19 protein-coding genes and 1 tRNA gene are annotated in these 20,596 nt (G+C 56.3%); 6 read left to right on the top strand and 14 right to left on the bottom strand.

Annotated features, from left to right (window positions below; all coding sequences use genetic code 11):
• Positions 1-41: 41 nt before the first annotated feature.
• The 4 genes from tsaB to rpmH all read right to left on the bottom strand — a co-directional run bounded on the left by tsaB (position 42) and on the right by rpmH (position 3,307).
• Positions 42-737, bottom strand: a complete 696-nt coding sequence (tsaB, locus tag ASU33_RS06755; protein WP_059069532.1) for a tRNA (adenosine(37)-N6)-threonylcarbamoyltransferase complex dimerization subunit type 1 TsaB — start codon at positions 735-737, stop codon at positions 42-44.
• Positions 738-929: 192 nt separating this feature from the next.
• Positions 930-2,630 (bottom strand): S41 family peptidase, encoded by a 1,701-nt coding sequence (locus ASU33_RS06750; protein WP_059069530.1) that lies wholly within the window; start codon positions 2,628-2,630, stop codon positions 930-932.
• A 29-nt stretch (positions 2,631-2,659) separates the two neighbouring features.
• A complete protein-coding gene (locus ASU33_RS06745; RefSeq protein ID WP_286130425.1) occupies positions 2,660-3,103 on the bottom strand; it encodes a ribonuclease P protein component in 444 nt (147 codons plus the stop codon).
• 45 nt (positions 3,104-3,148) lie between these two features.
• Positions 3,149-3,307 carry a 50S ribosomal protein L34 gene (gene rpmH, locus ASU33_RS06740; RefSeq protein ID WP_059069528.1) on the bottom strand — a complete coding sequence of 53 codons (159 nt, stop codon included), beginning with the start codon at positions 3,305-3,307 and terminating at the stop codon, positions 3,149-3,151.
• Positions 3,308-3,473: 166 nt separating this feature from the next.
• Between rpmH and ASU33_RS06735 the strand changes: the two genes are divergently transcribed.
• Both ASU33_RS06735 and ASU33_RS06730 read left to right on the top strand, forming a co-directional pair.
• Positions 3,474-5,210 carry a M61 family metallopeptidase gene (locus tag ASU33_RS06735; protein ID WP_059069526.1) on the top strand — a complete coding sequence of 579 codons (1,737 nt, stop codon included), beginning with the start codon at positions 3,474-3,476 and terminating at the stop codon, positions 5,208-5,210.
• Positions 5,211-5,236: 26 nt separating this feature from the next.
• Positions 5,237-6,067: a hypothetical protein gene (locus ASU33_RS06730; protein ID WP_059069524.1), complete on the top strand. Its 831-nt coding sequence runs from the start codon at positions 5,237-5,239 to the stop codon at positions 6,065-6,067.
• A 98-nt stretch (positions 6,068-6,165) separates the two neighbouring features.
• Here ASU33_RS06730 and ASU33_RS06725 read toward each other — a convergent pair whose 3' ends face one another.
• From ASU33_RS06725 to ASU33_RS06715, 3 genes are all read right to left on the bottom strand, one after another.
• Positions 6,166-6,426 carry a hypothetical protein gene (locus ASU33_RS06725; protein WP_059069522.1) on the bottom strand — a complete coding sequence of 87 codons (261 nt, stop codon included), beginning with the start codon at positions 6,424-6,426 and terminating at the stop codon, positions 6,166-6,168.
• Between the two features lie 114 nt (positions 6,427-6,540).
• Positions 6,541-7,464 (bottom strand): PfkB family carbohydrate kinase, encoded by a 924-nt coding sequence (locus tag ASU33_RS06720; RefSeq protein WP_059069520.1) that lies wholly within the window; start codon positions 7,462-7,464, stop codon positions 6,541-6,543.
• Positions 7,465-7,562: 98 nt separating this feature from the next.
• A tRNA-His gene (locus ASU33_RS06715) sits at positions 7,563-7,639 on the bottom strand.
• A 152-nt stretch (positions 7,640-7,791) separates the two neighbouring features.
• Here ASU33_RS06715 and ASU33_RS06710 point away from each other — a divergent pair.
• The gene (locus ASU33_RS06710) at positions 7,792-9,234 is read left to right on the top strand and encodes a DEAD/DEAH box helicase (RefSeq protein WP_059069517.1); all 1,443 of its coding nucleotides are present in this window, start codon (positions 7,792-7,794) and stop codon (positions 9,232-9,234) included.
• A gap of 84 nt (positions 9,235-9,318) precedes the next feature.
• Here the strand turns inward: ASU33_RS06710 and ASU33_RS06705 are convergent, their stop codons facing one another.
• From ASU33_RS06705 to ASU33_RS06685, 5 genes are all read right to left on the bottom strand, one after another.
• Positions 9,319-11,493 carry a GEVED domain-containing protein gene (locus tag ASU33_RS06705; RefSeq protein ID WP_160328144.1) on the bottom strand — a complete coding sequence of 725 codons (2,175 nt, stop codon included), beginning with the start codon at positions 11,491-11,493 and terminating at the stop codon, positions 9,319-9,321.
• Between the two features lie 512 nt (positions 11,494-12,005).
• Positions 12,006-12,413, bottom strand: coding sequence for a hypothetical protein (locus tag ASU33_RS06700; protein WP_286130424.1), 408 nt, complete (start codon positions 12,411-12,413; stop codon positions 12,006-12,008).
• 139 nt (positions 12,414-12,552) lie between these two features.
• The gene (gene upp, locus ASU33_RS06695; protein WP_286130423.1) at positions 12,553-13,230 is read right to left on the bottom strand and encodes a uracil phosphoribosyltransferase; all 678 of its coding nucleotides are present in this window, start codon (positions 13,228-13,230) and stop codon (positions 12,553-12,555) included.
• Positions 13,206-14,150: a GNAT family N-acetyltransferase gene (locus ASU33_RS06690; protein ID WP_059069511.1), complete on the bottom strand. Its 945-nt coding sequence runs from the start codon at positions 14,148-14,150 to the stop codon at positions 13,206-13,208. The genes upp and ASU33_RS06690 overlap by 25 nt, the downstream gene beginning before the upstream one ends.
• Before the next feature lie 209 nt (positions 14,151-14,359).
• Positions 14,360-14,908: a YceI family protein gene (locus ASU33_RS06685; protein WP_059069508.1), complete on the bottom strand. Its 549-nt coding sequence runs from the start codon at positions 14,906-14,908 to the stop codon at positions 14,360-14,362.
• A gap of 151 nt (positions 14,909-15,059) precedes the next feature.
• Here ASU33_RS06685 and ASU33_RS06680 point away from each other — a divergent pair, with 151 nt between their 5' ends.
• Together ASU33_RS06680 and ASU33_RS06675 are read left to right on the top strand one after the other, a co-directional pair.
• Complete coding sequence (locus tag ASU33_RS06680) at positions 15,060-15,398, top strand: winged helix-turn-helix transcriptional regulator (protein WP_059069506.1); 339 nt, start codon at positions 15,060-15,062, stop codon at positions 15,396-15,398.
• A gap of 53 nt (positions 15,399-15,451) precedes the next feature.
• On the top strand, positions 15,452-16,453 hold the full coding sequence (locus ASU33_RS06675; RefSeq protein ID WP_059069504.1) for an SRPBCC family protein: 1,002 nt from the start codon (positions 15,452-15,454) through the stop codon (positions 16,451-16,453).
• Positions 16,454-16,472: 19 nt separating this feature from the next.
• Here the strand turns inward: ASU33_RS06675 and ASU33_RS06670 are convergent, their stop codons facing one another.
• Both ASU33_RS06670 and dxs read right to left on the bottom strand, forming a co-directional pair.
• The gene (locus tag ASU33_RS06670; protein WP_059069502.1) at positions 16,473-17,213 is read right to left on the bottom strand and encodes a hypothetical protein; all 741 of its coding nucleotides are present in this window, start codon (positions 17,211-17,213) and stop codon (positions 16,473-16,475) included.
• Between the two features lie 24 nt (positions 17,214-17,237).
• Positions 17,238-19,181 (bottom strand): 1-deoxy-D-xylulose-5-phosphate synthase, encoded by a 1,944-nt coding sequence (gene dxs, locus ASU33_RS06665; RefSeq protein ID WP_059069500.1) that lies wholly within the window; start codon positions 19,179-19,181, stop codon positions 17,238-17,240.
• Between the two features lie 289 nt (positions 19,182-19,470).
• Between dxs and ASU33_RS06660 the strand changes: the two genes are divergently transcribed.
• Positions 19,471-20,544: a lysylphosphatidylglycerol synthase transmembrane domain-containing protein gene (locus tag ASU33_RS06660; protein WP_059069498.1), complete on the top strand. Its 1,074-nt coding sequence runs from the start codon at positions 19,471-19,473 to the stop codon at positions 20,542-20,544.
• Positions 20,545-20,596: the final 52 nt, after the last annotated feature.

Here is a 20,596-nt window from a genome sequence, read left to right as displayed (position 1 = left end):
AAGCATTGCAGCGAAACTCAATGCTCATTATGCAATACACATTACAAAAGCGCTTTGTTCGGGGTAGTGATATACACTTCTTTCAGGTAGAAAGGCTCGTAGTAGGCCACATCTTTAAACTCTTGCCGCGCATACGCCACCTCGGCTAGTTGTGCCACGGCTATGGCCGAAGGGTGCACGTTAGTGAGGAACTCGGCATTTACTTTATCAGCAACCAGCGGCTGGAACTTGGCCGCACCACTGCCAAAAAACAACATCGGCCCTAGGTCAAGCTCATCGGCCCAACTGTTGGCGTCCAAAATTACGGGTGCTGGGGCCTGTAACTCCTCCCCAGCGCCGGTGTACAAGGCAGCATACACCTCCATACGGCGGGCATCGAGCAGCGGGCAGAAACGGTAACGCTCGGCCCTAGGTACCTGCTGGGCTGCTTGGTGCGCCAACGCTGGCAACGTACCTATGGCAAGCAGCGGCAGACCTAGGGCGTAACACAAACCTTTGGCAGCAGCAGCCCCGATACGCAAACCCGTGTACGAGCCAGGCCCATCGGACACGGCCACGGCTGAAACTTGCTCAAGCGTAACGCCCGCGTTGCTCAGCAGTTGCTCGATGAGCACGGTGAGGTGCGATGAGTGTGATTTCTCGAGTCGCAGCTCAGCAGCAGCAAGTAGTGCACCGTCTTGCGTCAGGGCAACTGAGCAAACGTGCGAAGAGGTTTCAAGAGCGAGGATGAGGGGCATCGATAGTACCAGTCGGGTTTTGCGGCATCACCGCTGTTTTTAATCGACCAGAGCTAGGCTACCGTGGCCGATTGGTGTTGCCGCTGCCTCGCGGCAACTACTACTGCGACCAAGGAATTATAAGTTAGTTAGCTCAACAAAAAAGCAGACTCAGTGCTGAGTCTGCTTTCGAATGCAAAGGTAAGCTAAACCTTACTGCTTGCCTGGCGTGCCGGCACTCTTCATCGCGCTGGCTGCTTTGCCACCCGGTTTCAGGAGCGTAGCATAACGTGGCTGATCGTTGAGGAGTTGTACGGCAGCCAAGATATTGGGGTCGTCGTTGAATGTGGCTTCGATTTGACCTTTCTGGAAGTAGTAGCGCGATACTATTTCTTGCTCAAGCAACTCCCGAATTTCGGGCTTGAAGCGCGTAAGGTCGTTGGCTTTGTTGGTGGTTACCTTCTTGCGAATGGCATCTAACTCAGCTTTCACGTCTTCGTAATGCTTCTCTTCCTTGGTTTGGGCGGTTAAGCTTGCCAAGGCTTTTTCGGCCGGCGTGGAGTAACTTATGTCTTTGGCTTGTACCCACTGTGTGAATTTCTGGTACTCGGCGTCGGAAAGTTTGAAGTCGCGAGCCGGCGGGATGCTCTGGTGCTCGGCACGGTAGCGCGTAGCAAAATCGAAGAGGTAATTCTTCTGCAGCAGCACGCGGGTAATGTCGGCCACTTCCTTGTCTTTCACCTCCACGTCGGGCGCTACGCCGCCGCCATCGTAAACCAGGCGGCCAGCACGCGTTTTGAATGCCGTGCGCAACGAGTCGGGCACCTTACCTAGGGTGCCATCCTCGGCGCGGTGCGAGTAGTCGATTTCCTGGATGCAGCGGCCGCTCGGGATGTAGTACTTGGCCGTTGTCACCTTCAGCTGCGAGTTATACGACAACGGACGGGTAGCCTGTACCAAGCCTTTGCCGAACGTACGCTCGCCTACCACCACAGCGCGGTCGTAGTCCTGAATTACACCTGCTACGATTTCGGACGCTGAAGCCGAACGGCCCGAGGTAATAACGGCCATCGGTATCTGCGTGTCAAGGGGCGCGTCAAGCGCTTTATAGGTCTTGTTCCATTCGGTGACCTTGCCCTTGGTGCTCACAATATCGAGGCCCTTATCCACGAACAGGTTCGAGATGTTAACTGCCTCATTGAGCAAACCGCCGGGGTTGTCGCGCAAATCGAAGACAATCTTCTTCGCCCCCTGCTCTTTTAGCTTGGTTACTGCATTGCGCACTTCGCGCGAAGCATCAACCGTAAAGCCCGACAGCTGCAGATAGCCAATATCGTTGGTGATCATGCCGAAGTACGGCACGTTATCCACCTGAATTTTATCGCGGGTGATGTTGACTTCAATGGGCTGCTCCTGTCCGTAGCGCGTCACCATCAGCTTTACGGTGGAGTTGGCCTGGCCTTTCAGCAGCTTGCTGATATCGGAGTTATTCTTCTTCTCAACGGTTACACCGTTGATTGATAGAATCTCGTCGCCGGGCAACAAACCTGCTTTCTGGGCCGGGAAACCCTCATAAGCGGTTTGCACTACCGTTTTGCCGCTGCGCTTCACTACAATTGCCCCAATACCACCGTATTGTCCGGTAGTCATGGTGCGGAAGTCTTCGATGTCGTCCTCAGGAATGTAATTCGTGTACGGATCGAGCGACTTCAGCATGGCATCGATGCCCGTTTTTACGAGCTTCGATGGCGGTACCTCGTCCACATAATAGGTATTGACCTCTTTAAAGAGTGTGGCGAAGATGTCGAGGTTCTTCGCTATTTCGAAATACCGTTCGCTGTCGGTGGCCGAGGTAAGGGAGAATACTAAGGCAGCACCAGCAGCTAAACCCAGGGTAGTTTTGCGGACGTTCATAGAAGGCAGCAGCTGTAAAATACAGACACTTATACCGCCGGAGGAGTTGCGTTGTTCGGCACAGATCCAGCCTCGGTGGTGCGTAACAAACGCTCCAGTCCTGAAATTAATTTATTCTGCACGACGGTGAAAGGCTTTTTTTCCTTACCCGTGTAGATAAGTGCCAGTTGGCCCACGCGGTGGCCCCCGGCAGCTTCGGTAAGCAAGTGCTTGTTGAGGCGGTAAGCCTCGCGCAGCAGGCGCTTCAGGTAATTGCGGTCGACGGCCCGCTTAAAGGTGCGCTTCGACACGCTGATGAGCACCTGGGGCGGCGCAGTGGTAGGCTCGGCCAGCGGCAGCCACACCATGCGCAAGGGGTATAAACCAAAAGAAGAACCCCGGCCGAAAAGCTCATCAATGAGCTTTTTACGGCACAAGTGTTCTTCTTTCGAAAACGTGTAAGCGCGCGCGCCCGGCATGAAAACTCGGGGCACAGCAGGCAAGCTAGAGTTTAGCCAACCAGCCGTGCGACGGGGCTATTAGCGCTTGTGACGGTGCTCGTCCGAAACGGTGAGCTTTTTACGACCTTTTTTACGGCGAGCGGCGAGTACGCGGCGGCCGTTAGCAGATTCCATGCGCAGACGGAAGCCGTGCTTGTTACGGCGCTTGCGCTGAGAAGGCTGAAACGTTCTTTTCATGACGGGGCACGGTTATGTAAGGCCGGCAAAGGTAGGCAGTTATATTCAAAAAGGCAATCAATAATCTAAGTCGTTGCCAGAAAGTTCTATTTCAATCACCTGATACCGGGCAGGCTGTCTTTTTCCGCCGTAGCTTTGCTATGCACTTAGGTGCCTCCCCTGCGTCATGATTCAGTACCACGTTTCGTTTGCCAACCCGCTCACTTTCTACCTACAAGTGCAAATGCAGCTTGCAGTGCCTGCCAACGAGGTAGCACCGCTTGAGTTGCAATTGCCGGCTTGGCGACCGGGGCGCTACGAAATCCAGAACTTCGGGCAAAAGATTCAGCGCGTAGAGGCTTTTGATGCCGCCACCAGCGAGCCGCTACCGCTGCGTAAGCTGACGAAGGATCGTTGGCAGGTGGCCGATGCCGCAGGCCGCACTGTGCGCGTGCAGTACAACTTCTACGCCCACCAAATGGATGCGGGAGGCTCGTGGCTTGATGAAACCCAGCTGTACCTAAACGGCATCCAGTGCTTCATGTACGCCGAAGGTCGCCGTACGGAGGAGTGTCAGCTTATGCTAACGTTGCCCGAAGGCTGGCAGATTGCCTGCGGCATGAAGCAAGTGGGGCCGAATGTGCTTGCAGCGGCTTCGTTTGATGTGCTAGTTGATTCGCCGCTGATTGCCTCCCCTACCCTGCAACACGCCGAATACGAGGCTGGTGGGCTTCCCTTCCATGTGTGGGTGCAGGGCAACGAGGCCAAGCCCGATTGGGACGTAATCGTGCGCGACTTCAAAGCCTTCAGCGAAGAGCAATTGCGGTTGTTTGGCTCGTTCCCGGCTACGGATTACCACTTCCTGAACGAGATTCTGCCCTACAAACATTACCACGGGGTAGAGCACCTAAACTCCACGGTAATTACCCTAGGTCCTGCCGAGCAGCTAATGACCGAGGAGCTGTACAAGGAGTTTTTGGGCGTAAGCTGCCACGAGTTGTTCCACGTGTGGAACATCAAAAGCATTCGGCCTGCTGAGATGATGCCCTACGATTACACCCGCGAGAATTATTTCCGTACGTGTTTTGTGGCCGAAGGCATCACTACCTACTACGGCGAGTATTTGCTGGCTCGCGCCAATGTGCGCACAGCTCGGCAATACTTCGACGAGCTAAACACGGTGCTGCGCAAGCACTACGACGACCACGGCCGCAACAACCTGTCGGTGGCCGATGCTTCGATGGATTTGTGGCTTGATGGATACAGGCCCGGTATTCCGGACCGCAAGGTGTCGGTGTACCACAAAGGGGCATTGGTGGCTTTGCTGCTCGATTTGCACATCCGGCGCTTGCACAACCATCAACGCAGCCTCGACGATGTAATGCGCCGCTTGTGGCAGGAATTTGGCCAAACCGGCATTGGCTACACCGAGGAAGATTACCAACACATAGTGACCGAAGTAGTTGGCGAAGACATGCGCTGGTACTTCGAGCAGCACATTTACGGCACGGCCGAGCTCGAGACGCCGCTCGACGAAGCCCTACGCTTTGTTGGGTGCTGCTTGATGCTACAACTGAACGGCTCGGCTGCCGAGGGTCGCTTTGGTTTCAGGACGGTACAAAAGAACGACCGTACTGAAGTAACCGATATATACCCTAACTCGCCGGCCAGCCGAGGACTAACCGTCGACGACCAGATAGTAGCTGTAAACGGCCGCCGCGCAAGTGGCAACTTGCAGAGCTTGCTGAGCAGCAACCAAGCTCGGTATGAATTAACCGTGTTTCGGCAAGATCGACTCACTACCGTTGTGCTGGAGCCCACCACGGAGCGGCTTTTTTGGCCACGCATCACGGTGGCTAAACTGCCCGAGGCTACCGCCGCCCAGCAAGCTAGTTTCAGCCAGTGGCTAAACCAAGCTTTTTAGTTGTTTCGCCACTTCGTATCCGCTGTATGTACTCGCTTCGTCCGCTGCCGGCCTTGCTAGGCCTGAGCCTGCTGACCTCCTGTACGCTGCGCATGCAGCCGGCGGAGCGTGCTAAGCCGGGTTCCATGGGTTCATCGCCCTTTCCGTCGCCTGCGCCGGGCTCGGCTGGCACCGTCAAGCGCCCAATTCCGGCACCGGTATACCGCTTCGGGCATTTGGATACGCTGATGCTTGGCGCAAGGGTACTGCGGCTATACCCCGGCACACGCGAGGTATACGAGCGCCTACCCGTACAGCCTTGGCTGGCAAGCAACTCTGCGGCCGAGGGCGACGAGTTTGACCCCGAGGCCGAAGAACGACGGCGCTTACGCAAAGCAGGCGCTGATGTGAAGCGCCTAGGTCGGGTATTAACCCTGCGCTGCCGCAACGGCAAAGACGTTCGCCTGGTAAGCAACCCCTCCGAAAACTACGAAACCAGCGTGGTATACGAGTACGTGGCTACGCTACCCAGCATCAGTCAGTGGTTGGTGGCCGTACGGCTTTACGAAGGAGGATATTACCTGCTGATTGATCAGCAGTCCGGCCGGCAAACGGTTGTCTGGAGCCCACCTTCTGTAGCTCCTGATGGGCAACATTTTGTGTGCGGCTCCTCCGACGTGCTGGCTCGCTACGAACCTAGCGGCTTGCAGGTCTGGAGCATGACAAGCGGCCGCCCACGCCTGCTTTGGGAGCGGCAAACCGAATGGGGTGTGAGCCAGCCCAAGTGGCTCGACAACCACAGCATCCTCTTTGAGCAGGACTTTATCCACAATGGCGATGTGGATACTCGCGTAATGCGCCTTAAGCTTGTGAACTAAGCTTGCTTCTAAACAATCATCAGCTACAAGCAACCACCACTACATAAGAAAAGCCCCGCCATGTTACTGGCGGGGCTTTTCTTTTGGGCTAAAGCTACCTAGTCGGCTTTACGACCCGGGCCTTTCTGGCTTTTGTCTACCGACATGGGCCAGTTGCCTTGCGGGTTGTTGCGTGGCTTGTTGGTATTGCCGTGGCGCTGCTCATAAGCATTGCCGCCGGGCGTGTTGTTCTTGATCTGGTTACCCGTCTCGGTGATGTAGTTCTGCTGTTGATTTTGGGTGGTGTTGCCATCGCCCTTGATCTTATGCGACTCCGGATCGGTAGGCAGCTGATTTTGCTGCATAGCGTTAGGGCCCATCGGAGACTGATTCTTGTTATGGTTATGCTTGCTCTTGCTCTGAGACATGGCGTTGGGTCGTTTAGAAGGTAAACGGATACCTTCTTTTACCCTAGGCCCGGCCGCAAGGTTGTGTTAAGCCAGCACTTCTTCTACGCGAACCAAGTCAGAGAACTGCTTTTCGCGTTCCTGAATTTCCTCGTTCGTAAGATTCAGCAGGCGCTCGGTGCCAAACTTCTCCACGCAGAACGAAGCCATAGCCGAACCGTGAATAACGGCGCGCTTTAGGTTTTCGAACGAGCAGTCGTCGGTAGCGGCGACGTGACCGATAAAGCCACCCGCGAAGGTGTCGCCGGCGCCGGTTGGGTCAAATACTTCTTCGAGCGGCAGCGCGGGGCAGAAGAACACCTGCTTTTTGTGGAACAGGAGCGCGCCGTGCTCGCCCTTTTTGATGATCAGGAACTTCGGACCTAGGGCTAGGATTTTGCGGGCAGCCTTCACGAGCGAGTACTCACCCGACAGCTGGCGGGCTTCTTCGTCGTTGATGCTCAGCACGTCAACCATCTGAATGGTTTCGAGCAGGTCGTCCATAGCCGTATCCATCCAGAAGTTCATTGTGTCCATCACGATGAGCTTGGGACGGTTTACGAGGCGCTGGATTACGAGGCGCTGAATTTGGGGCGTAAGGTTGCCCAGCATCAGGTACTTGCAATCCTGGTAGGAGTCGGGAATGATGGGGTCGAACGTAGCCAGCACGTTCAGCTCGGTAGCGAGGGTATCGCGCGAATTCAGGTCGTTGGCGTATTTACCAGCCCAGAAAAACGACTTTTCACCCTGCTTAACCTGCAAGCCTTCGGTATCAACACCGTGCTGCTGCAGCATGGCAATGTCGCTTTGCTGGAAGTCGTCGCCCACTACCGAAACGATCTTAACGGGCTTGACAGAGTAGGAAGCAGCCAGTGAGGCAAACGTGGCAGCGCCACCCACGATTTTGTCGGTTTTGCCAAAGGGCGTTTCGATAGCGTCGAAAGCTACCGTGCCGATTACGACCAGGCTCATACGCAGTTAAATTCTGGAGTTGATATTGATGTGAAGTTGCGGAGTAAAACCGCAAAGGCAATAAAAAAGTCCCCGGAGCTTAAGTTCCGGGGACCTATTGGGGTAAGTAATGGGGCTCGAACCCACGACCTTCGGAATCACAATCCGACGCTCTAACCAGCTGAGCTATACCTACCGTGTTTGTTTGGATGGCAAAAGTAGAGCACGAGGGTGTTCTAGGCAAGCGTTGGCTCAACTTTTTTTCTGCGTATACGCCTCTCAACAGCTATTTACCTGAGCCTCCCGCTACTTCGGCGTACCTTTGCTCCTGCCAATTGCAGCAACGTCATGACCGAACCTACTCTCGAACAAGCCGCCGCCCCTCTGTCGTTTGATGATTTCAAACTCAACAAGCAGCTGCTCATGGCCGTTGCCGAAGCTGGATTTGAGCGCCCCACGCCCGTGCAGCAACAAGCCATTCCGCTGCTGCTCGCCGGCCACGACCTGCTAGGTGTAGCCCAAACCGGCACTGGCAAAACCGCTGCGTTTGGCCTGCCACTGCTGATGAAAGTAAAGTATGCCCAAGGCACCCACCCGAGGGCGCTGGTGCTGGCCCCCACGCGCGAGCTGGTGCTGCAACTCGAAACGCACTTGCGTAAGCTAGCTACCTATACTGATTTGCGCATTGTAGCCGTGTACGGTGGCGTAGGCGTTAAGCCGCATGCGGAGGCGGTTAGGCAGGGGGTTGATATTTTGCTTGCAACCCCGGGCCGCTTGATGGAGCTGTACTCCAAAGGCGACTTGGTGCTGAAAGAGCTGAAAACCTTGGTGCTCGACGAGGCCGACAAGATGATGGACATGGGCTTCATGCCACAAATCCGTCGGTTGCTTGAAATTATCCCGCGCAAGCGCCAGAACATGCTTTTCTCGGCTACCATGCCGCCCAAAGTAGAAGAGCTAAGTGCCGAGTTTCTGGAATTTCCAGTGAAGATTGAGGTGACGCCTCCGGCTGCGCCTGCCTCCACGGTGCAGCAAACGCTGTATCAGGTGCCCAACTTCCTCACCAAGATTCACTTGCTGGAACACCTAGTGGCCGACGCCGAGGTATTCAACCGCGTCATCATTTTTGCTCGCTCCAAGGAAACCGCCGACAACGTCTTCAGCTTTTTGAACCGCAAGGTTGAGGGCGAATCGCGAGTGATACACGGCAATAAAGGGCAGAATACGCGCCTGAACTCGATGGATGCTTTCCGAGAAGGCGGTGTGCGATTTTTGGTAGCTACCGATGTGGCGGCTCGCGGTATCGACATTCCGGAGGTAAGCCATGTTATCAACTTTGATGTGCCGGTGGTGTACGACGACTACGTGCACCGCATTGGGCGCACGGGCCGGGCCGAGCGCACGGGAGCGGCCATTACGTTTGCCACACCGGCCGAAATGCCGCACGTGCAGCGCATTGAGGAACTGATGAAGCAGCAAATTCCGCAGGAGCCCATTCCGGCGGAGGTGCAGGTTAGCGAAACACCCTTCGAGGAGGCTCAACGCATGGCACGCGAGCTTGACACCCTACGCCGCAAAGCTGACCCGAACTACAAAGGCGCCTTCCACGAAAAGCAAGAATGGCTGAAGACAGGCGTAACCATCGACAAACGCACCGGCAAAACCTACGATGGCCCGCAACGCAGCAAAAAAGGAAGTAAGATAAACCCCTCGAAGGGACGAGCCTCCTCCCCTACCGCGAAAGCCAGCAAGGCAGCCGCCGCAAAAAACCGACAGCAGCGCCGTAAGTAGAACTGTAAAATAGCGCAAGGCCCCGTTCAGCAAAAAACCTGAACGGGGCCTTGCCTTGTGGTAAACCCTAAGTGGTTATTTGCCCTACCATTTCATGAGGCGTAGCAAAGGCAACGTAAAGCCTTTGGCGTTAAGCCGCACCATGTATGTACCTTGACGCAGCTGCTGCACCGATAGGCTGTGGGCTGTGCCGCCGGTAAGCTGCCACTCCGCAATAGCCCGGCCCGATAAATCGACCACTTGAGCGGTACATGGCACCGCAGGCATACCGCGCAAATCGAGCGTTACAGAACCTTGTGTAAAGGTTGGGAACAAACCCACGGCCAAGCTACTAGGTCCGGCAACAACGCGTACCTGGCTAAGGCTGCTGGTGCCGTCGTCATCGACTTGGCGCAGGCGGTAGTACAGCGGCCTAGGTAGTTGGGCGGCGTTAGCATCGGTGAAACCGTAGTTAGTGGGGCCGCTGGTGGTGCCCCGCCCAGCCACGGTGCCAATGCGCTCGAAGGTGCGCCCATCGAGGGCCCGCTCCACTTCAAAACGGTTGTTCTGCTTTTCGGAGGCAGTGCGCCATTCGGTACGTACTACGCCGCCGGCCTGCGAACGAGCATCAAAGGCAATCAGCTCCACGGGCAGCGGCCGCTCGGGGTCGCGCAGTTGCACGGCGTAATCTTCGGTGGCGCCGTAAGCGGCCCACTCGCAGGGGTCGTCGAGCGGGCCGCCGCTTACGTAGCGGGTACGCACCCGCATCCGGCTAGTGCCTGGCACCACTTTTTCGGGCAACACAAAGCTGGCTTGTTGCTGTTGTCCGCTGCTGGTGCCCTTGAAAACCTGCTCGCCAGCATCCGTAAAGTCCCCGTCGCGGTTAAGGTCGATCCATACGGCGGTATACTGCGCGTAGAACTCGTTACTGGAGGTAATAAATAGCTTCAGCAGCAGCTCGTAGGTACGCCCGCCAACCAAAATAAAGTCTTGCCCGGATGTAAAATCCAAGTAACTGCCACAACCGGCTACTGAGGGCCGCGAGAGCAGCACATTTGCGCCTTCGTTCACCTGAAACCCCGAGAGGTACACTGGCAAATCAGGTAAGCAGTTGCCATTGGCGTACTCGGGGCGGCAATACGTTAAATCAACCGCTACCGAGGCCCGGTTGCTGTAATCATCAACGGAATTGATGGCCTTTACGCGGTAATACACCATTTGCTGGGCGGGCGGGGCCGGATCGACGAACGTAACGCCTGCAGGGCCCGTAGCGCCAATAGTAACGTAGTCGCCGTTCATTGATAAGCTTCGTTCGATGAAGTAGCCCACCTCGTTATCGGCTTGGTCGTTCCAGTCGAGCTTTACTCCGCTCCTACCGAGGCTGTTGGCATTCAGCCCAGTGGGCGACTTTACCCGCTCGTTACTACAGCTTAGGTTATTTAGATAAGCCGTGCGGTAAGCATCCATTCGGGCCAATTGCCCGGGGGTAAATGCATTGCCGCAACCCCAATACGCCATACTGTTGCGCATAGCCGGCGCAAACACCGCACCGTTGACATCGGTGATAGTACCGGTGTAGCTGCACTCGTGCTGGGTAGCGCCGCTGCGCTCATAGGGATCAGCGGGGGTATCGCACACCATGTCGCCGGTGGTGCGGCAGTTGATGCGGGCTACCAGCTCGCGCTGGGCAATATCGGGGTGGTTGCTATTGAAGAAGGTGTGCGGTAAACCCAGCACGTGCCCCAATTCGTGCTGCACGAGGTTATGGTCGCCAATTGCATTGTTGGCAAGTAGTACGCGCCGCTCAATAGCGTAGCCCCCGGCCCCACCAAAACCACCGATGCTTATGTTCTTGGTACAGTAAATATTGATGACGCCGCTTTCGTCGTAGGCAGCCGCTAAAGGGCCGTCGTCGGTGCCGTAATCGAAATCGTAGTACTGGTCGCTGTTGATGTAGCGTACCTGGCCACACGCATAGAACTGCACGTTGGCGTTGCGGAAGCGAAGATTCGTTTCAGCTAGAGCCCGCAAAAGCGTTGTGGCATCGGCACCACTGCTACCATCGGAGCGGCGAATAATGTTGAGCCGCACCGGCAAGTTGGCGACTGCACCAGTTGGCCGAGCTACTGCGGGGCTTAATGACAGTTGAAGCAAGCGGGTTTGCTCGGCCGCCGTTGGCGGAGGCGTACCGCACGGCAACGACGACTGGGCCCAGGCAGGCACCACGCTCAACAACGTACTCACGGCCAACGCGAACAAACGGGGTATAAGTCCTTCCATCGGGTAGTTACCGTTTGCAGTACCTAGGGTGCACTGCGGTATTGTTGAGAAGTAAGCCGATGCTTTGCTGTAGGCAATGCCCATCCAAGCTGCCTCACCATAGGCGCGGGCAACTCATCAGTAGCCAGATATGTGTTACAGGCAGCTATCAGTACAAGCTACTTAGCTGCAATAGGCGTGCGCCGTCAACAACACAATGTGGAACAATACCTTACCCTCAAGCAAGCTGTGCACGCATACTTGCTGAGCACAACGGTACCTAGGGCTCAGCAGTACGCAACGTGGCTCTTGGCAGGACCCACGCGCCGGCTCGTTGGTGGATGTTCAGCCGGACCAAAGTGCAGGCAAGGTTTTTATCCTGCCTTAATTATGACTTAAATAACAATAAATTATATATAAACAACAAGCACTTGTCTCTTGATTATTCCTTCTTTGCTCAAAACCCCTTAAAAGCAGAGCGGCCCGGTACCAAATGCACCGGGCCGCTGTGGGGTAGCAAGTAAGCCAACAGCTCAACGATGGAAGATGGGCAAATGGCTGAACTTGATGGTTATGAAAGTAAAAGCTGCGCCCCAAAACATGGCACTCCAAAGCATGTGCAGCAGAATGTGACGGCGCTTTACGCCCAATAGCGTAGCTATAACGGTGCCGCCAATAGGCGTAAACAGTACGGGGGTGAGGAAAGCAATGCCACCAATGCCAAACCGTTTAAACACCCGCACGATTTGCCGCGCCCTAGGTGTGAACACCGGCTTGTGGCGCAGGCGGCGGCGGCGCTGCAGGTGCGCCACGAAGATTCGCCCTAGGCCCGAAAACACCAGTACGCTGGTCATCATGCCGGCTACTGTGAGTACCCAGGTGGGCACAAACGACAGGCCCGCAGCAGCTCCGGCCAGTGGTCCGCCAAAGAACTTAACCATGCTCAGCAGGAAAACGGACGCGTATTTGACGGCGTGTGGCATCACGGGCGGTCAGACGTTGGACGTTTTAGCAAAGCAATTACCAAAGCAGCTTAAGCAGCAAGCAAGTTTTCAGACTACAAATTGGTTGGCCGGCGCGCTACAGCTTGCTGCCGTAGGCCAAATCTCCTGCGTCGCCCAAGCCTGGAACAATATACGCATGTTCGTTCAGGTGGTCGTCTAGGGCGGCTAGCCAGATGTGGGCTTCCGGGATTTCTTCGAGTACGTGCCGCAAGCCTTCGGGCGACGCAATTACGGCCGCAATGTGCACCTGTCGGGGCTGTCCGAAACGTAGCATAGCACGGTAGGTAAGCGCCAACGATTTGCCCGTGGCTAGCATAGGATCGGCCAAAATCAGCACCCGGTCGTTGAGGCTGGGGGCCGAGAGGTATTCAACCTGCACCTCCACCCGCGAGGTAGCCTCGATGCGGTACGCCGCCACAAAAGCGCTGGGCGACTGATCGAAGTAATTGAGGAACCCCTGGTGAAATGGTAGCCCCGCGCGCAGCACCGTGGCCAGCACTGGAAAATCGGCCAACAACTGCCCCCGCGACTCAGCCAGCGGAGTTTGCACCACCTTTTCGGTGTAATTCAGCTGCGAGCTAATGCGGTACGCTATTATTTCGCCGAGGCGCTGCAGGTTGCGGCGGAAACGCAGCGAATCGCGTTGCACGTTTACATCGCGCAGCTCGGCAAGAAAATGGTTGGCAATGCTGGGCTCGGAGGTCACGATGTGCACTCGGTCGCCTTGGGTCAACGCATCCAGGTCAGGTACCACGGGCGGGTGGTTTGGGTGAGGGAATAATACGGCACGGGCCGCGCCCCGAAATTCGCAAAAAACCGAGCAATACTAGGTATGCTTCCGCCTTCAAAGTCGAGCAGCAGATTGGGCGTGCCCGCATGGCGGCGGATGACCTCGTTGAGCAGCAGCATAGGTGCATGCTGTTTTTTGCCCGCTTCCGATGCCGCCGCAAACAAATACGTGATGCGCTGCCGGCTATGCACAAACAAGGCGCCGGCCAGTAGCTCGCCGTTGCTTGGGTGGTACACCTCGAGTATTTCAGCCTGGCTACCTAGGGCAGTTACCAAGCGTTGCAACCGCACAAAGTGCTCTTCGCGCAGGTGGGTTTGCCTGTTAGGCTTGTAGCTTCGGAACAAAGCGATGAGGGGCGCCGCTGACTTGCCAGCCACAACCCGCAACGGAACACCCTGTTCTTGGTGCTGCCTTAGCCGGCGCCTGAACTCAGGAGTATAGCTCCGCAGCAATGTGCTGTAATCGTCGGCTAAGCCTAGATGGTAGGTGGTGCGGTTTGCAAGGCGCCAGCCCACAGGCAAGCTGCTGGGCGAAGAATTATCGGTGTTCAGCTGCAGGTGCAAGCGCGCAAACCGTTTTGCCAACAGTTGCAAGTACCCTTGCAATTGGCGGTGTTGGCTTGCGGAAGTAGTAAGCAACCCCAATTGCTGCGTAAAAGGCGGCTGCAAGCACTCAGCGCCCCACAAACGGCGGCGCACGGGCACCGGAAACACCGAAGCATAGCCACCGTTGCCATCGGGCTCCACCACGGCTTCCCAGGTAGGGTCGTTGGTAACATCGAGCCACAGCGCCTGTGCGTAGGGCACTGGCTGTTCGGCGCGCGCCAGGCAAGCTTGCCAAGCAAGCATATCTATTTCGGAGTGGCGGAGGTAGCGGAGCGGCACGGTGCAAAGGTAGCGGCAGCAATATGTTGCCCGCTTAGGTAGTACCACCGCCTAACAGGATATGCACTAAGCCCGAAGCATAAAAAAGCCACCCCTGAGCGGAGTGGCTTCGATGGTAGCAGCAACAGCTATTTTTCCTGCAAGCAGAGGTGAGCAACTTAAATGCGGCTTGGCTCTGCTCATTTCTCATTCAAGCCGCTGCCTGATGCTTAGGCAACTACTTCGGCTACCTGCTTCACAAATTGTACGTTGGCAAAAAGCTTCACATCGTCGCCCACTACAATGGCCCCTGCTTCGGTTACGGCGCTCCAAGTAAGGCCAAACTCTTTGCGGCTGATCTTGCCCGTCAGTTCAAAGCCGGCTTTGTGGTTGCCGTAGAAATCGGTGGCCGAACCGCCGTACTCCACGTTCAAATCAATAGTATGCGTTTCACCTTTGATAGTGAGGTTGCCCTGCAGCTTATACTCGTTGCCGGATACTTTCCGGAGCAAAGTCGATTCAAACGTCAGTTGCGGATAGTTCTCCGCATCGAAAAAGTCGGCCGACTTCAGGTGCTGGTCGCGTTGCTCCTGGTTGGTGTCGATGCTGGCAATGTTAGCAGCAAAGCGCACTTTGCCCGTTTCGAAGTTGTCGTCCTCGGTTTCTACTTCTCCTTCGAACTGCTTAAACGAGCCCGTTACGGTAGAAATGACCAAGTGCTTGATTTTGAATTGGACTTCGGAGTGGGTGGGGTCGAGTACCCATTTGGTAGTAGCCATGGCAGAACAGTTGATTTAAGGCCAGCTTAGCCGGCCAGTTGGTCTTGTTTGCTGAGGCAAATATCCGAAACTATGTACGTACATTTGTTGCAACTAACCTGTGAGTAACCGGTTACTTATAAGTTATTCATTCACTCCGACCAACAGTCCAATGTCAGCTACCAAAACCTGCACCGATTACCTCCGGCCCCTGCGCGACGCTATGGATGTGCTAGGTGGCAAATGGAAGATTCCGGTAATTATGCTGCTTTCCGTGCGGGAGCGGCGTTTCAAGGAAATCCAACGCGAGTTGGGCGTAGCAGCTAAGGTGTTATCGAAAGAGCTGAAGGAGCTGGAAAGTCACGAGCTAGTGAAACGCACCGTATTCGATACCGTGCCGCTGGCCGTTGAATATTCGCTTACTGACTATGGCCGCACGCTGGAGAAAGTAATCGGCGAAATCCGCGACTGGGGTGTGCACCACCGCGAGCGAATACTTGAGCGAGTGTAGTGCCTAGGTGCCCACGGGCAGCCGGCTATATTCGGGCAATTATCCTCTGCTTTATGCTTCGTTTTGCTGGCCGCCACGTTCCTAAACTGCTAGCGGTATTGGCGGGCTTGTTGTACGCCCTTGCCTTTCGGTTTCTCTTCAACACAGGCCCGTTTGAGCGTTTCGGCGGTTTGCTGATGGTCTCGTTTCTGGTGGTGGTGCCTTTTGGCTTAGGTATCCTGACGGCACACTACACGTCAGCCAGCCGCGGCAGTGCTTGGCGCTACGCCTTTGCTCCCTGGATTTCGACCACGCTGTTTGTGCTGACAGCGTTTATCACGCAATTGGAAGGAGCCATCTGCCTAATCATCATTCTGCCATTATTCTTTGTGGTGTCGTGCTTGGGCGGGCAGCTTTACGCGTTCTTGGAGCGGCGCCGCAAAAACAAGCCCGACGACTACGTGCTCGTGTCGGCCGTGGCGTTGCTGCCCTTCGTGGTAGCTTTTGCCGAAAGCCGGTTTGCCACTCCCGATAGCATCCGTCGCGTCGAAAATGTGGTAACCATTGCGGCTCCGCCAGCTGTGGTATGGCAGCACATCGTGTGGGTTCCTCCCATCACTCCTGCCGACCTAGGGCCCAGCTTGGTCGATGATATCGGCTTTCCGCGCCCCGTTGAGGCCACGCTTACGCACGAGGGCGTAGGCGGCGTGCGCCATGCCACGTTCGAACGCGGGGTAGAGTTTATCGAAACCGTTGATGAATGGATACCCGAGCGTAAACTCTCGTTCAGCATCAAGCCCAATACGGCTACCATCCCGCCCACTACCTTCGACGAGCACGTGATAGTTGGCGGCCGCTTTTTCGATGTGCTGCGCGGCACCTACGAGTTGCAACCGCTGCCCAACGGCCACACGCGGCTGGTGCTCTACAGTCAGCAACGCCTCAGCACCAACCTTAACCCCTACGCGGGCCTCTGGACGGATTATGTGATGAGCGAGATTCAGCGGCGCATTATGCAAGTGGTGAAGCGCCGCTGCGAGGCACCTGCTACCGCATCGGCCATCAGCAGCTTGTAGTTACGAGAGCTGGCACCTGCTACTCCCACTTACCGTAGCGCACCAGCAAATCTTCGCAGTCGTAAGGTTCCCAGCAGGCATAATCGTACCACAGCATTCCGCGAATACCCTTGGTTTTGGAAACTACCAGCTTTTGCAGCGTTGGCAGGTGCGATGCGCTCATGCTGTACCGGAGTGCAAATACGTATAGCGGCTCGGCCTGTTCCTGATCTACAATCTGCTCTAGGCTGATCCGATAGTATTGGATGCTGCTTTGCGCTTCCGTGAAGCAACCCCATTCCTCCCCCACCCGCGCATCGAACCGGAAAAGCACGTTCTCCTCGACGCTGGGAGGCGGTGGGGGCATTCGTCGCGGGTCTTGCTCGTGCAGCTGCCGAACGGCGCGTTGGAAAGCGTGCAGGCGGGATACTGCGGCTTCTGCATTCCACTCGGTCATATGGGTATCCACCGCCGCATACACCGTGTCGCCCCGCTGCCGGAGGGTAAAGCGTTCTGTGGCTTTGTTGTCGTAGTATAGGTCGAGGTGCCAGTACCTTTTTCCGTTGCGCTGGAACGGTTCAGCAACGACGCGTACCGCGCTATTGGATGCCTGCAAGCCGCTGCTTTCCGGCAGTACCCCTTTGATAATGCGCGGACTGAAGCTGACATACCGCGGCATGCGCGGAAACAAAGCCCGTTGGCTCGGCTGTGCAGCTACGCCTGAGCAGCCGAACCAACCCACAAAAAAGAGCACCAGCCGCAGCCAGTGCTCTGTATCCACAGGTCGAAAATTGGACATCGGCTATTAGCGCAGCAACTTAGCCGTTTGGGCCGCGGCCACCTTCGCAGCCTGCTCGCGCACGGCCGCGGCAATACCGGCGGCGTCGTAGCCGCACTCTTTGTATAGCTCGTCCTGCGAGCCATGCTCCACCACGCTGTCCGGAATACCTAGGCGCTTCACGGGCACTGCATACCCATGGTCGGCAATAAACTCGAGCACAGCCGAGCCGAAACCGCCCTGCAAGCAGCCGTCCTCCACGGTTACTATGGCCTTGTAGCGGCGCAGTACTTGGTGCAGTAATTCCTCGTCGAGAGGCTTGCAGAAGCGCATGTCGTAATGGCCAGTGTCCACGCCTTCGGCAAACAGCTGCTGAGTAGCCTTCACGGCATAGTTGCCCATGTGGCCGATGCTCAGAATAGCCACCTCGCCGTTGCCCTCGCGAATGGTGCGCCCGGTACCTACGGCAATGCGCTGCAGCGGCTTACGCCATTCGGGAATTACGCCCTCGCCGCGTGGGTAACGAATGGTAAACGGGCCAGCGTTTTCGGGTAGGGTGGCCGTGTACATGAGGTTACGCAGCTCTTCCTCGTTCATGGGAGCAGCCACTACCATGTTGGGAATGCAGCGCATGTACGCCAAATCGTAGGCGCCGTGGTGGGTGGCGCCATCGGCACCGGCAAAACCGGCGCGGTCGAGGCAGAATACTACGTGGAGGTTTTGCAGGGCCACGTCGTGCACTACTTGGTCGTAGGCGCGCTGCATAAACGACGAGTAGATGTTGCAGAACGGCACCAAGCCCTGCGTAGCCAAACCCGCCGAGAACGTAACAGCGTGCTGCTCGGCAATACCTACGTCGAAGGCACGATCGGGCATGGCTTTCATCATGATGTTGAGCGAGCAGCCGGAGGGCATTGCGGGCGTAACGCCCATCACCTTTGGGTTTTGCTCGGCCAGTTCCACCATGGTATGCCCAAACACATCCTGGTACTTCGGCGGCTGGGGCTTATCGGGTACCTTCTTGTAAATCTCGCCGGTAATCTTGTCGAACAAGCCGGGAGCGTGCCACAAGGTCTGGTCCTTTTCGGCCAACGCGTAGCCTTTGCCCTTCACGGTTACACAGTGCAGCAGCTTCGGCCCCGGAATGTTCTTCAGGTCATTCAGGATAGTGGCCAAGTGCTGCACGTCGTGCCCGTCGACGGGGCCAAAGTAGCGGAACTTCAGGGCCTCGAACAGGTTGCTCTGCTTCATCAGAGTGGCTTTCATGGCCGACTCTACTTTGCTGGCAATGGCTTGTGGGTTCGGGCCGAATTTGCTGAGCTTGCCCAGCACGTTCCACAGCTCGTCGCGCACACGGTTGTAAGTGCGCGAGGTGGTAATGTCGGTGAGGTATTCCTTGAGCGCGCCCACGTTGGGGTCGATGCTCATGCAGTTATCGTTAAGGATAACTAGCAGGTTGGTATTGGCTACCCCGGCGTGGTTCAGGGCCTCGAAAGCCATACCCGCCGTCATGGCGCCGTCACCAATCACGGCAATATGCTGCCGGTCGAACTCCTTCTTATAATCAGAAGCCACGGCCATACCTAGGGCCGCGCCAATGCTGGTAGAGCTGTGCCCAACCCCAAAGGCGTCGTACTCGCTTTCGGAACGCTTCGGAAAGCCCGACAGCCCGCCGTACTTGCGGTTGGTATGAAACTGCGCCCGGCGCCCCGTCAGGATTTTGTGCCCGTAGGCCTGGTGCCCCACGTCCCATACGAGCTGGTCGTAAGGCGTGTTGAACACGTAGTGCAGCGCCACAGTAAGCTCTACCACACCTAGGGAAGCGCCGAAGTGGCCGCCGTAGATCGAGACCGAATCGATGATAAACTGCCGTAATTCTTGGCTGAGCTGAACCAACTGGTCTTCGCGCAACTCTTTAAGATCAGCGGGCGAGTTGATGGCCGCCAGTAGGGGTCCGGGTTCGACAATCATTGGGTTCGGTTACGGCAACGAGTAGGATGGTAGCGGCTAACCACCGTAGTGGCCAGTTTGTTGCGGCTCGTTGCTAGAACAAGCCGACACTAGCTCGCAAAGTTACGACATTTTCAGCCTGGCGGTTCGTAGCTTAACGTACTGCTATTGAGCGGCAGTTCCTGTACGGGGCGCTCAGGCCTATGGGCTCATTCCTACAAGCATTGTGCCTTGCCTGGGTTAAAAATATTTTAACCACCCGCCCTAGTGCAACTACGTATTTTTGCCTGATCACTACCCACCCACTTGCATGACCACTCCCCAGCAGGACCGCCAGCTGCTCGAAAAATTATCGCCTTCGCGGATGCTGCTGCCGGTTGCTATTGGGCTCGGGGTAGTAGGTTTCATGTTCTGGCGCAGCTATAAGCCCGGCGACCTAGCTCCGCTGGCCGATGCCCGCCCGTTGTGGCTGCTGGTGGTGCTAGCCGTGCTGTTTGTGCGCGATGTTGGCTATATGTATCGCATCCGGCACATTTCGGAAAAGCAGCTTTCGTGGCGCCAGAGCATCGACGTGATTATGATATGGGAGTTGGCCTCGTGCGTGCTGCCATCAGCGGTGGGTGGTACCACCGTTGCCACGTTTATCATCAACAAAGAAGGAATACCCCTAGGTAAATCGTTGGCCTATGTGATGGCCACGGCCATGCTCGATAATCTCTACTTTGTAGTGGTGGTACCTTTTGTGCTGCTGCTGGCCGGCGACAACCTTTATCCTACCGAGGTGCTGGAGAGTGGGCTGATTACTACGCTTAAAGTTGCCTTCTGGCTGAGCTACGTGCTCACGTTCATTTACTCAGGCCTGATGGCTTGGGCGCTGCTAATAAACCCGCACGTAGTAAAGCGGCTGATTATGCGCCTGTTCTCGGTAAGGGGGCTGCGCCGTTGGCGCCGCCGCGCCTGGCAACACGGCACCGAGCTGGTGTGGGCCTCGGCGCAACTGCGCGGCAACGGTTGGGCTTACTGGAGCCGGGCTGCCCTTTCAACGGCTTTTGTCTGGACGGCGCGGTACTTGGTTATCGGCTGCCTCATTGCGGCCTTTATGCCCGTAAGCTGGGCTACATTCGGCGTCATCTTCGCCCGGAACTTGGTGTACAAGGTCGTACTGTTGGTAGCTATTACGCCGGGCGGCGCGGGTTTTGCCGAGGGCGCCTTCCCGTTCTTCTTCCGCAGCTTTGCCGGCTCGGCCACTATGACAAACTTCATCCTGCTGCTCTACCGCATTGCCACCTACTATCTGTACCTAGTGCTGGGCTCCATCTTCCTGCCCCGTTGGGTAGGCCGCGTATTTGGCCGCAAGGTGGCCGAGGAGGTTATGGCTTCGTAAGCACTTCAGAATACCCAAACCAAAAAGAAAGCCCCGCAGCAACTATGCTGCG

It is taken from the genome of Solirubrum puertoriconensis (assembly GCF_001483135.1).
GTDB lineage: Bacteria > Bacteroidota > Bacteroidia > Cytophagales > Hymenobacteraceae > Solirubrum > Solirubrum puertoriconensis.
Note: the sequence above shows the minus strand (reverse complement) of the source record. Positions and strands in the feature narration are given on the sequence as shown.